Annotated in this window: 16 protein-coding genes; 3 read left to right on the top strand and 13 right to left on the bottom strand. The window is 71.1% G+C overall.

The window, feature by feature from the left end; all coding sequences use genetic code 11:
* Positions 1–31: 31 nt before the first annotated feature.
* From ASF49_RS21300 to ASF49_RS21310, 3 genes are all read right to left on the bottom strand, one after another.
* Entirely contained in the window at positions 32–1,081 is a 1,050-nt protein-coding gene (locus ASF49_RS21300; protein ID WP_056477787.1) for a matrixin family metalloprotease, read from the bottom strand.
* An 80-nt stretch (positions 1,082–1,161) separates the two neighbouring features.
* On the bottom strand, positions 1,162–1,971 hold the full coding sequence (locus tag ASF49_RS21305; RefSeq protein ID WP_056477958.1) for an SDR family NAD(P)-dependent oxidoreductase: 810 nt from the start codon (positions 1,969–1,971) through the stop codon (positions 1,162–1,164).
* Between the two features lie 123 nt (positions 1,972–2,094).
* A complete protein-coding gene (locus ASF49_RS21310) occupies positions 2,095–3,489 on the bottom strand; it encodes an MFS transporter (RefSeq protein WP_056477788.1) in 1,395 nt (464 codons plus the stop codon).
* A gap of 149 nt (positions 3,490–3,638) precedes the next feature.
* On the opposite strand from ASF49_RS21310, the gene ASF49_RS21315 reads away from it, so the two are divergent.
* Positions 3,639–4,658, top strand: a complete 1,020-nt coding sequence (locus tag ASF49_RS21315) for an alpha/beta fold hydrolase (RefSeq protein WP_056477790.1) — start codon at positions 3,639–3,641, stop codon at positions 4,656–4,658.
* A gap of 36 nt (positions 4,659–4,694) precedes the next feature.
* Complete coding sequence (locus ASF49_RS21320; RefSeq protein WP_056477960.1) at positions 4,695–5,564, top strand: NAD(P)-dependent oxidoreductase; 870 nt, start codon at positions 4,695–4,697, stop codon at positions 5,562–5,564.
* An 18-nt stretch (positions 5,565–5,582) separates the two neighbouring features.
* On the opposite strand, the gene ASF49_RS21325 is transcribed toward ASF49_RS21320, so the two are convergent.
* Together ASF49_RS21325 and ASF49_RS21330 are read right to left on the bottom strand one after the other, a co-directional pair.
* A complete protein-coding gene (locus ASF49_RS21325) occupies positions 5,583–5,942 on the bottom strand; it encodes a hypothetical protein (RefSeq protein WP_056477792.1) in 360 nt (119 codons plus the stop codon).
* Between the two features lie 154 nt (positions 5,943–6,096).
* Complete coding sequence (locus ASF49_RS21330; protein WP_056477795.1) at positions 6,097–6,381, bottom strand: hypothetical protein; 285 nt, start codon at positions 6,379–6,381, stop codon at positions 6,097–6,099.
* Positions 6,382–6,601: 220 nt separating this feature from the next.
* On the opposite strand from ASF49_RS21330, the gene ASF49_RS24290 reads away from it, so the two are divergent.
* Positions 6,602–6,769 carry a hypothetical protein gene (locus tag ASF49_RS24290; RefSeq protein ID WP_200930097.1) on the top strand — a complete coding sequence of 56 codons (168 nt, stop codon included), beginning with the start codon at positions 6,602–6,604 and terminating at the stop codon, positions 6,767–6,769.
* Between the two features lie 219 nt (positions 6,770–6,988).
* On the opposite strand, the gene ASF49_RS21335 is transcribed toward ASF49_RS24290, so the two are convergent.
* From ASF49_RS21335 to ASF49_RS21365, 8 genes are all read right to left on the bottom strand, one after another.
* On the bottom strand, positions 6,989–7,183 hold the full coding sequence (locus ASF49_RS21335) for a hypothetical protein (RefSeq protein WP_056477797.1): 195 nt from the start codon (positions 7,181–7,183) through the stop codon (positions 6,989–6,991).
* Positions 7,180–7,503, bottom strand: a complete 324-nt coding sequence (locus ASF49_RS21340) for a hypothetical protein (protein ID WP_056477799.1) — start codon at positions 7,501–7,503, stop codon at positions 7,180–7,182. Before ASF49_RS21340 ends, ASF49_RS21335 begins: the two co-directional genes overlap by 4 nt.
* A 40-nt stretch (positions 7,504–7,543) precedes the next feature.
* On the bottom strand, positions 7,544–7,762 hold the full coding sequence (locus tag ASF49_RS21345) for a hypothetical protein (protein WP_056477800.1): 219 nt from the start codon (positions 7,760–7,762) through the stop codon (positions 7,544–7,546).
* Positions 7,762–7,947, bottom strand: coding sequence for a hypothetical protein (locus ASF49_RS24660; RefSeq protein WP_056477801.1), 186 nt, complete (start codon positions 7,945–7,947; stop codon positions 7,762–7,764). Before ASF49_RS24660 ends, ASF49_RS21345 begins: the two co-directional genes overlap by 1 nt.
* A 91-nt stretch (positions 7,948–8,038) precedes the next feature.
* On the bottom strand, positions 8,039–8,218 hold the full coding sequence (locus tag ASF49_RS23365) for a hypothetical protein (protein ID WP_082511460.1): 180 nt from the start codon (positions 8,216–8,218) through the stop codon (positions 8,039–8,041).
* Between the two features lie 151 nt (positions 8,219–8,369).
* A complete protein-coding gene (locus tag ASF49_RS21355; protein WP_056477802.1) occupies positions 8,370–8,681 on the bottom strand; it encodes a hypothetical protein in 312 nt (103 codons plus the stop codon).
* A gap of 401 nt (positions 8,682–9,082) precedes the next feature.
* A complete protein-coding gene (locus tag ASF49_RS21360; RefSeq protein WP_056477803.1) occupies positions 9,083–10,498 on the bottom strand; it encodes a GGDEF domain-containing protein in 1,416 nt (471 codons plus the stop codon).
* 8 nt (positions 10,499–10,506) lie between these two features.
* Positions 10,507–11,424, bottom strand: a complete 918-nt coding sequence (locus ASF49_RS21365) for a transporter substrate-binding domain-containing protein (protein WP_056477804.1) — start codon at positions 11,422–11,424, stop codon at positions 10,507–10,509.
* Positions 11,425–11,477 lie beyond the last annotated feature (53 nt).

An 11,477-nucleotide genomic window follows, 5' to 3' on the forward strand; every position in this document is an offset into this window, starting at 1 on the left:
GGCCGATTGCAGTCGGCGCCCGGGTTCGCCCTCAGGCGAACAGCATCGTGTCGGTGGGCAGGTGGACGGTGAAGCCCTTGCCCTCGTCGACCCAGTTCGGGCCGGCGGCGCCGTGGTTGATGCCGTTGGCCTCCTCGGCACTGCCGGCGAAGTGATGCTGGCCGGTCTGGGTGTTGTAGAAGCGCTCCAGAGTCAGTCCGCCCGACGCACTCGCATCCGCATAGGCCTCGAAGGCCACGCCCTCGTACTTGTAGCTCGGCGCGGTCTTCAGGACCTGGTCGCGCTCGGCGACGCTCGTCGTGAAGAAGTGGGCGTTCGAGACCGTGTCGAAGAACCGGAACACGTCGACGGTGTCGGCGCCCTTGGCCGGAGTCGCCCACGGGGTGCCCTCGTAGGTGAACCACGGCAGCGTCTGCTGGATCTGCAGCTTCTCCGCTGTGCTCGTCGTATAGAAGTGATCGCCCGTATGCGTGTCGTAGAAGCGGTACACCGCCGTGACGGCGCTGGTGACGGGGCTGGCGGTGACGGGGGCCGCCGGGGTCGCCGGGGTCGCGACGACCACCGCCGGGGCGCTCGGCGCGCCGTAGAGAGCCTGGATGCCCGCGATGTCGCCGGCGCCGAGGGTGGTGATGGCGGGATTGAGGACCGCGTTCATCACCTCGGGCTTGGCATTGTAATGGTCGAGCCCGAGGGCGTGGCCGATCTCGTGCAGGGCGACGACGGCGAGGTCGACGTTCTGGTTGCTGATCACGCGGGCGCCGGAGGCGTGCCAGCCCTCGCCGGTGTCGAAGGTCACGGCGGCGGATTGCATGCGCTGGCCGCTGTAGGAATAGTTGGCGTAGCCCAGGGTGTTGCCGAGGCCGTCGATGCCGCCGAGGGTGAAGTCGATCTGAGCGGTCGCCGTCGAGGCGACTTGCTGGAACGCGATGTTCGCGGCGGCGGCCCAGGTCGCGAAGGCGCCCTGGAGGATGCCGAGGAAGGTGGTCGGGATCGTGCCGTCGACGGCCCAGGTCACGGTGCCACCGCCCGTTCCCGCCGCGCCCGCGCCCCAGCGCGGACCCTCCAGCGCATAATCCCCCATCGGCTCCCCTCCCGTCCGTTCGGGCCAGGGTCGGTCGGAGAGCTTACGATTGCCTTAACCGCACCCGCCGGTGCAGTCCCTCACACGATGCTGCGGACGACGCCGCCATCGACGCGAAGCGCCGCGCCGCTGGTGGCGCTGGCGGCCGGGCTGCAGATGTAGGCGACCATGCTGGCGACCTCCTCGACGGTGGCGAGGCGGCCGATCAGCGAGGTCGGGCGGTGCTCGGCGACGAAGGCGCGGCCCGCGGCGTCGAGGTCGACCTCGCCTCCCGTTCCCGCCTGACCCTGCGCCATGCTCTTCATGAACTCGGCCACGCCCTCCGACAGGGTCGGGCCCGGCAGCACGCTGTTCACGGTGACGCCGCTGCCGGACACGGTCTCGGCGAGGCCGCGGGCGACGGCGAGCTGCGCGGTCTTCGTCATTCCGTAATGGACCATCTCCACCGGGATGTTCACGCCGGATTCGGAGGAGATGAAGACCACACGGCCCCAGCCGCGCGCCACCATGCCGGGGGTGTAGGCCCGCGACAGGCGTACGCCGCTCATCACGTTGGTGTCGAAGAAGCGATGCCAGTCCTCGTCCGGGATCTCGAAGAAGGGCTTGGGCTCGAAGATGCCGGTGTTGTTCACGAGGATGTCGACGTCCGGCAGACCCGAGACCACGCGGGCCGCGCCGTCCGGGTTGGCGACGTCGCCGGGCGCTCCGATGAAGCCGGCATGGCCGGTCTCCCGCTTCAGGCGCTCGACGGCGTCGCGGACGCGGTCCTGGGTGCGCCCGTTGATCGCCACGTTGGCCCCGAGTTCGCCCAGCGCCTTGGCGATGGCGTAGCCGATGCCGCTGGTGGATCCGCTGACGAGGGCGCGCTTGCCGGACAGGTCGAGATGCATGGGATCGTCCTTCGTGAGGGTCTCGGCCCCCGTGCGGCCTGTGCCCGCCCACGGGCCGGGGCCATGGGTGGCCTTCGTGCGGATCAACGCGCGGGACGGGTCCTGGTGCGATCACCCGCCGCTTCAGCCCTCCGGCCGCCGCCGCAGGACGCTCGTCACCGCGCCGAGGCTCGCGAGACCGACGGCGCACCACAGGGTCGCGGCCACCGGGCCGGCCGGCGCGCTTCCGTGGTGCAGCCCGAAGATCACCGCCACCAGGGCGGCGCCGAAGGACTGGCCGGTGAGGCGCGCGGTGGATTGCATGCCGCTCGCCCCGCCGCTGCGGTCGCGCGGGGCGCTGGTGATGATGACCTTGTTGTTGGGGGACTGGAACAGGCCGAAGCCGAGGCCGCACAGCGTGAGGCGCCAGGCGATGTCGAGGTGCGAGGCGCCCTCGGGCAGCAGCGCGGTCGCCGCGAGGCCGGTGGCCATCAGGGCGAGGCCGAGGCCGCCGAGCAGCCCCGGGGCGTAGCGGTCGGCGAGGCGCCCCGAGATCGGCGCCATCAGGGCGATGGCGATCGGCCACGGCGTCATCAGGAAGCCGGTCTGCGTCTCGGAGAGGTGCAGCACGTCCTGGAAGTAGAAGGGCAGGGCGACGTAGGCCATCATCTGCGCCGAGAAGGAGGCGATCGAGCTCGCCATCGACAGCGCGAAGGCCGGGATCCGCAGGAGGTCGACGGGCAGGAGCGGGCGCGCCATCCGGGTCTGCGTCCAGACGAAGACCGCGCCGATCGCCAGAGCCGCACCGATCTCCGCCAGCGCCACCCCCCGCGTCGCCGGGTCGCCGAGGCCGTCGACGCCGATGATGAGGAGCCCGAAGGTCAGGGCGTTGAGGACGGCGCTGCGGAGGTCGAAGCGCCCGCCGCTCCGGGGCGTCACCGGGAGGGTGCGGGCGCCCACCGTCAGCGCGACGAGACCCACCGGCAGGTTGACGAGGAACAGCCAGGGCCAGGTCGCCACGGACAGGATCGCGGCCGCCACCGTCGGCCCTGCGGCGGAGGCCATCGCCACCACGAGGGCGACGTTGCCGACGCCGCGCCCGATCAGCCGGTGCGGGTAGATGAAGCGCACCAGGGCGATGTTCACGCTCATGATCCCGGCCGCCCCCAGTCCCTGGGCGATCCGCGCCGCCACCAGCCAGTCGAGGGTGGGGGCGAAGGCGCAGGCCACCGAGGCCGCCGTGAACAGGACGAGGCCGGTGAGATAGACCCGTCGATAGCCGAGGATGTCGCCGAGGGACGCGAGCGGGAGCAGCGCGGCCGTCACCGCGATCTGGAAGCTGTTGGTCACGAAGATCGCCGCGGAGGGCTCGACCGCGAGATCCTTGGCGATCACCGGCAGGGCGACGTTGACGATCGCTCCGTCGAGCACCGCCATGGTCATGGCGAGGCCGATCGCCAGGAGCGCCAGCATGCGCTCGCGCACCGGCAATCCGTCCGTCACGGGCTCTGCCGCGGCGCTGGGGGCATGCTTCGTCATGGGCGGACCCGTGGGACGCTGCGGCGGGTTTCGCAAGGGCCGGCGCGACTCGGCGTGTCCTTTGTCACCTCGATCCGGCGGTCCGCGGCCGGAACCTGCGCTATGTCGAACGGGACGCGCCCGACCGCGCGCCGCTGCCGGGAACCCACATGGACGCGCTCCTCAAGATCTCCGCCCTCCTGCTGGCGGCCCAGATGTCCCTGGCGCCGGTCTCCGCCCAGACCGCCGGGACGGACGCCGCACCCCTCGGCATCGGGCTCGAGGGCTTCGCCTATCCCTATCCGGTCTTCTTCCTCGAGCGGATGCGCGACGGCGAGCGCCAGCGCCTCGCCTACATGGACGTGGCCGCCGAGGGCCAGGCCAACGGGCGCACCGTCCTCCTCCTGCACGGGCGCAATTTCCCGTCGAGCTACTGGCAGCCGGTGATCCAGGCGCTCACCCGCGCGGGCTACCGCGTGGTCGCTCCGGACCAGCTCGGCTTCGGCAAGTCGGCCAAGCCCGTGGGGGCCTACACCTTCGACGCGATGGCGGCCGACACCGTGGCGCTGCTCGATTCCCTGAGCCTGCCGCGGGTCGACGTGGTGGCCCATTCCATGGGCGGCATGCTGGCGGTGCGCCTGACCCGCAACGCCCCGACGCGGGTCAACAGCCTCGTGCTCGAAGCACCGATCGGCCTGGAGGATTACCGGTTCACGGTGCCGCCGGTCTCCGACGCCACCCTGCTGCGCCTGGAGGGCGACGCCACCGCGGAGTCCTACCGGCGCCAGCTCGTGACCAACTACGCCCTGTCGCTGCCGGCCTCGGCCATCGAGCCCTTCGTGTCCCTGCGCGAGCGGGTGAAGGGCTCGGGCGAGTATCCGCGCTGGCTCCAGTCCTTCGTCAATTCCTACCAGGCGATCTGGGGCCAGCCGGTGGTGCACGAGCTCCCGCTGATCCCGGTCCCGACGCTCTTCGTCATGGGCGAGAACGACCACAACGCGCCCGGCAAGCCCTTCGCGCCGGAAGCCCTGCGGGCGGGAATGGGACGCAATGCCGAGCATGCGCGGACGCTGGCCGGCCAGATGCCGAGCGGCCGCGCCGTGGTCCTTCCGGGCATCGGCCACCTCGTCCACATGGAGGCGACGGACCAGTTCAACCGCCTGACGCTCGAATTCCTCGACGGGCAATGAGCGCCGGGCCACCGCAACGGGAGACACGTCATGGGCATGGATGTCGGGATGATCGGCCTCGGCCGGATGGGCCGCGGCATGGCGGCGAGCCTGGTCCGGGCCGGGCACAGGGTGCGGGTCTGGAACCGCTCGGCCGGCGCGGCCGACGGGCTCGCCGGGGTGACGCCGGTGGCGCGCGCCGCCGAGGCCTTCGCGGGGGATGCGGCGATCACCATGCTGGCCGACGACGCGGCCCTGCGCGCGGTGATCGTCGCGGGCGGCCTCCTCGACGGCGGGACCCGCCCGGGCCTCCACCTTTCCATGAGCACGATCTCGGTGGCCCTGGCCCAGGACCTCGCCGCGATCCACGCCCGGGCCGGCGTGCCCTACATCGCCGCCCCGGTCTTCGGACGCCCCGACGTCGCCGAGGCCGGCGCCCTGAACATCGTGGCCGCCGGAGACCCGGAGGCGGTGGCGCGGGCGCAGCCGCTCCTCGACGCGATGGGCGCCCGGACCTGGGGCTTCGGATCGGAGCCGCACCGCGCCAACGCGGTCAAGCTCGCGGGCAACTTCATGCTGATCTCGGCGATCGAGGCAATGGGGGAGGCAGCCGCCCTCGCGGAGGGGCATGGGGTGCCGGGGGCCGACCTCCTCGAGCTCCTGACCGGCACCCTGTTCGCCTCGCCGGTCTACAAGAATTACGGCGCCCTCATCGCCGCCCGGCGCTACGAACCGCCGGGATTCAACCTCAGGCTCGGCGCCAAGGATGTCGGGCTGGCGCTGGCCGCGGCCGGGGCGGCCGGCGTGCCGATGCCCTTCGCCAGCGTCCTGCGCGACAACCTGATCGAGGCGATCGGCCACGGCGATGCCGACAAGGACCTCGCGGCCCTGGCGGAGGTCGCGCGCCGGCGCGGCCGGACCGGCTGAGGCTCGAAATCTGCCCGCTCAGCGGCTGAAGACGAACAGGGACACGCCCACCACCACCGGCACCAGGGCGGCGACGCCGATGAACAGCGGCATGATCCAGCCGCTGCCGCTCTCGGGCTTGGCGGCCTCCCGCGCCTTCGGCGGCGCGGCCTCGGTCTTCCGGGCGAGCGCGATGCGGTCATGCGAGGGCGCGTTGCCGGCCGCCTCGTCGTCGGTGCCGAGCTGCGACAGGCCCGGGTCGTACTGGGCGATCTTGTCCCCGGTCCGGCCGCTGTCGATGTCCGCCTTCAGCATGGCGGTGGTCGGCCGCTCGGACTCGGACGGTGTCGCGACCGCGAGGTTGCCCGGGGTGGGGGGTGTTTCGGATCGTAGGGTCATGCGGGGGCTCCGTCGCTTGGGGCGCATCTGTGAGGGAGCAACGCGCCATGGCCTCGCCCGTTCGCCGCCCGCTCTGACGCAGGAACGCTCGATGCTTCGGAGCCCCGGACATCGCCAGGAGCCCCGCTTCGAGAAGATCCGGATGCGACTCCGGTCAGCGGCCGCCGCCTCCACCGCCGGCGCTCCCGTTCGGGATCGCGCGCTCGGGCAGGTTGGCGTTGCCGCCGGCGGCCGAATCCGTGGTGATGGTGTCGGCACCGTTCGGGCCGCGGGCGATCACCACGTCCGGATCGTTGCCGGTGGTGTTCGTCTGGCCTTCGACGATAGCGCCGCGTCCGCCGGGGCCGCGCTCGGGCGCCAACCCGGTCTGAGCCGAGGCGGACAGCCCGAAGGCCGACAGGATGAAGGCGGACGCGATCAGGGGCTTGACGAGCTTCATGAATTTTTCCGTGTCTGGGATCTGTAGCGGCAACCTGGCGTGATGCAGCCCGTTCCGAAGTAAATGTATGCGGAAGATCTCCGTGCTGATCCGTACGTTCGATCATCAGGCGTCGGAATGCTTTCGGGGAACAGTGCTGATCGGCCGAACTTCTTTAGAGGACGGAGATCTTGGAACCCCAGAGCAGGCTGCTGCAGACGAGACATCCCAGGAGAGAGTTATGCCCCACGACGAGCCGACCAAGCCCGGCGACGAGGCGACGCCCGGCGCACCGGGAACCGGCGAGAATCTCTGCCGCCGCTGCCACGGGACCGGGACCTTCGAGGCCAAGCCCTGTCCGGACTGTCAGGGCACCGGCAAGATCACCAGCGGCATCGGCGGCGGCTAGCCGGCGATGCCCCGACGCGGCGGGAAAGAATCGGAGATCGCGTCGCTCGCTTGAGTGATCGGGACCGCGATCGGTAGGCCGGCGGCGATCCGCCCAGAGTGGTCGAGCGCGCCCGTGACGACGGATGGTTTCCGGTCACAGCGTCTCCAGGTGGCACGGCGCTCCTTTGGGCTGGCGCCGCGAGGTTCCGTTCGGACCTCGCGGCGCCGGCTCATGGCGTCAGTGGAGCAGGGCGGTGAGGCCGACGGCCAGGCCGGCACCGACGATGGCGAGACCGAGCAGGACGATGCTGCTGAGCTGGTCGAGCTGATTGACCGTCTCGCCAATCTGGCCGCGGCCGTCGCCGAGGGTCTCCACGGTGGTCCGCAAGGGCGGGATCGGGATCGTGGGAGCGGGCATCGTGGGCGCGGTCATCGGGGCTTGTCCTGGCGCCCGAGGCTGCCCTGAGCGCCCGCCAGATCGGTCTTGGTGTTGGCAAGCCCGGTGGTGTTCCCGGCCGGACCCGACGCGATCGCGTCGGGCGGAATCTCGCGGTTGGCCGCGTGGTCCTGATACTGTTCGGTCTGGACCATCTTGCTGTCGAGGCCGCGCTCGTCGTTGTGACGAGACTTGTCGCGGTTGCTCAGGACCATGTTCTCTTCCAGGATCCCCTCGGGCAGGTCCGTCATCGCACCGGTGCCCGTGCCCTTGCCCTGCGCGGCCGAGCCCATCTTGTGTCGATCGGCGTTCGCCATCCTGGCGTCTCCCTGGCTGTGTGTCCGAACGGAATCCGCCTCAGTGTGAACGGGCGGCGGACTTGCTGTCCGTGTCGTGGGCATGGTGGCGGTCACGCTCGCCGCCGCCACCGGAGACGTGCGAGCGGGTGTCGTTGGCGGGGCTGCCCGGAATCGGGCCGTCCTGCCCCTGCGCCTGAGGCTTCGAGCCGTCCTGGTGGCTGCTGCCGGGGCCGCCATGGTGACGGTCGGCCGCGGGCGTCTTCTTCGAGGTGCTCATTAGCGATCCTGCTGATAGCCCTGGTTGGTGGTGTTCACCTTGGAATTGCCCGTCTGCCCGATTTTGTCCGGATCGTGCGTCTGGCCTGAGCCCTTTGGTCCGCTGGCGACGGGCGCCTCCGGCGCGCTTCCGGGACCCTTGTGAGACTGGTTGGCGGGAGGAACGGGCGGTGGCTTCGCCGTCATACCGGGCTCCTGTCAGTGATGGTGGGGAGTGAACCAACAATCTCGCCGGGTTGCGCCTGTTCCGGTTCAGTCGAAATTTGACGAAGCCAGGCTATAGATTGCGAATTTTGTCCTCGATACGCTCAGCTTCCGCCTCATTGACCTGAATCGGTCGGCCGCTGTCGTCGGGAAGACCCTCGCCGGTCTGGGCGATGGTGGTTTCGCGTGGGCACGCATTCGGACCGGTGGAGTCCGGTCGGTCGGCGGGCGGTGCGTTGGTCTCACGGTCCATAAGGGGCTCCGGGGCGGCGTTGCGATCTGGTCCGGCGGGCTTCCAGGTCAGGCGGGTCGCTCGTGCGCGCCGGGACGAGACCGACAGGAGGGCGATGCGGGCGGGGTGGAATCACCGCGGCCTGCCATCCCGGTCGGGATGGTTCGAGCGCCTAGCCCTTCGGTGTCGGGCTCGGGTCCGAGATGCGGCGCAGGTTCTCCGGTGGGGTCGCCGCTTCGACCGCCTCGACACTGGCGACCGACCCGCCCGCGATGGCATCCTGGCGCGGGAAGTCGGAGGCGATCCGCGCGGCTTCCGCCGGCCAGCCCGGATCCGATTGCAGCGTGTGCTGCAGGCGGTCCGGCAGACCGACGTCCCGGGCCTCGTCCTGGCCCAGACCCTGACCGTTGCGGTCGGTGTAGGGGTCGAAGTCGCGCAGGTTCGGACGCGAGGGGGCTTCGGACGGCTTGCGGGGGTCGTTCATCTCGGGTCTCCGGGTTCGAGAGAGGCGGATCACAGGATCCAGGGATCGAAGGACGGGCAGGATCACAGGATCGGCTTGCCGTCGGTGACCGCGATGATCACGCCGGTGACGTCGTTCGATTCCGCGCAGTCCTGCATGACATCGGGCCGGCGTTTCGGCGGTGACGCGAGGCCCCGGCAGATGACCTCGAAGTCATCGGCTTCGGGATCCGCGCTGCGTGGCAGGCGACGACCAGCGCCGGTTGTCCGGGATCTCGCCTGCCGGGATCGGTTCCGAGACGATAACCCCGGCCAGACCGCATTGTTTCGCGATTTTCCGCACCGGGCGGCATGGCGGCCCAGGGGGGCATGGCCCGGTCGCTGCCGTCCGCGCGTCGTGACGGACCGCGGCGCTAGGGAGCGTCAGGCGGCGCCGCGCGCCCAGGCCTCCCCGATCGGCCGGCCCTGCGCGGCCTGGACGGTGACCTGGTTCCGGCCATTGTGCTTGCTGCGGTAGAGCGCGGCATCGGCGCGGGTCACCAGGCCGTCGCTGGTCTCGCCCGGCCGGAGCGCGGCGACGCCGAAGGAGCAGGTCCGGGTGCCGACGACGGGCAGGGCCGTCGTCGCGATCTGCCGGCGCAGGTGCTCGGCGAGGGTGGCCGCCGCGTCGACACCGGTCCTCGGGCAGACGATCATGAACTCCTCGCCGCCCCAGCGCCCGATCGTGTCGGCCGGGCGCGCGCCCTCTGCCAGGACGGCCGCGAGGGCGACGAGCACGCGGTCGCCGATCTTGTGTCCGTGCCGGTCGTTGATCGCCTTGAAGTGGTCCACGTCGGCCAGGATCACGCAGACCTCCGTGCCGTCCGCCTCCGCTGCGGCGATCGCCGCCTCAAGGGCGGCGTCGAGCCGGCGCCGGTTGTCGAGGCCGGTGAGCAGGTCCGTGTTGGCGAGGCGCTCGAGGTCCTGGGTGCGCTCGGCGACGCGGGCCTGCAGCGAGGCGTTCATCTCGCGCAGGTCCTGCATGAGCCGGGCGTTCTCCTCGAAGGCCCGGCGCAGGCGGCGGATCATGGTGTTGAGTGCGTTCGTCAGCGCATGCAGCTCGTGGCGCCCTTCGGCCGCCAGCGTCAGGGGGCCTGCGCCCAGCGTGTCGGCATCGAGCTGGGCGAGGAAACGGCTGATCTGGGCCAGGGGCCGGCCGACCATGTGGCGGATCACCACGAAGAAGATCAGCCCGAGCACCAGGGACTTCAGCGCCGAGTTGATCAGGATCACGATGAGCGTGTTCTTCACCTGGTCGATGGCGATGGCGTCGTTCGAGTGGAGCGTCCAGGAGCCGGTCGGGTAGCGCTGCCCGTTGCGCTCGGTGTGGACCAGGGCGAAGGTGCGGCTGATGGCGCGGCCGAAGGCGGGCGTGGCCGCGGTCTCGGCGCCGTCGCGCGCCACCTGCACGGTGCGACCGTCCGGCCCGGTGATGGTCCCGAGGGCCTGGACGCGCCGGCCGTTCTCGTCACGCACCTCGACGCCGAGCACGGCGGGCAGTTCCGTCATGCCGGTGAGGATGCCGGTGAGCACCGCGGCGTTGAAGCGCCACAGGGCATCCTCGAGCCCGGGGCTGAAGGTCCGCTCCATCGCGGACAGGTCGTCCCGCAACCGGTCGCTGGCGCGCCGGTACTCGATCGCCATCTGGACCCCCGTGAGGGCGATCGCCACCATGATGTAGCAGCCGAAGATGACCCGCATCAGCCGGGTGGCGAGGGCGCGGGTCGGGATCGGCATCTCGGTGCCCCGCCCGGGGCCGGCGGACCCGGGCGTCCGGAAGCGGAAGAGCGATCTGGGCATCCGCGGCGCTACTCGCTCGACAGGAAGGACGAATCGTAGACGGCGCGAAGCTTGGGCAGGTCTTCCGGGGCGGACCAGGCCTCGATGATCCGCCGATACTCCGCCGTCGGGCGCACCTCCGACAGGACGGCGTCGATCCGGTCGATGACCGCCCGGCCCCACGGGGTGCGCGAGCACATCACCCGGCTGAACACCGGCTCCGGGTCCTCGGCCAGCGACAGCCCGACCCAGGGCCTCGGCTCGCCCAGGGCGGCGGCGTAGTAGGCCGCGATATCGGCATACTCGACGAGGTAGTCGAGCCGGCCGTTCTGGAACATGCGGAAGGCTTCGTCGAACTCGGAATGCAGCTGCGGCGCCCCGGCATCCCGGAGGATCGGGTCGATCGCGGGACCCATCGAGCGGTTGCGCAGGATGCTGGTCCGCAGGTCCGGATGCTCCGCGAGCAGGCTCCGCAGGGAGAGGGGGGCGAGGGCCTCGAAGCGGGCGCGCTGTCCCTCCCGGACCATGATGCGCAGGGGATAGAACATCCCCGTGGGGCGCGAGAAATACGCGAAGGCCTCACGCTCCGGCGTCCGCACGCCGCCGACGAAACACCAGTCCGCGCCCTGCTTCAAGGCGCTGACCACGCGGGGGAACGGCGCGTTGATCGTGTGATGGGCGTAGTCGTCGAGGCGCTTCATCAGGATGTGCCTGACGCGGTCCGCGATCCCGCCATCGGCCTGCGGGCCGTCGGTGATCATGTAGGGGGCGGCGGTGTAGAGCGTCCAGGTCACCTGCTTGCCGTGCGCTTCGGTCTTCGCGGGCGCGTCGGTCTCGGCGGGCGCTTCGCTCGCCCTGGCTCCGGCCGCCAGGGCCAGACACAGGGCGCCGGCGCCGACGAGGTGCGCCGGGCGGAAACCGCGACCGGATCGGGCGTGGCGGGACATCGGGGGCTGCTACGCAGCGCTGGCCGCGGCCGGACGGCCCGGCGCGCCGGGCA

This window comes from Methylobacterium sp. Leaf104 (assembly GCF_001422885.1).
In the GTDB taxonomy this organism is placed as follows: Bacteria; Pseudomonadota; Alphaproteobacteria; order Rhizobiales; family Beijerinckiaceae; genus Methylobacterium.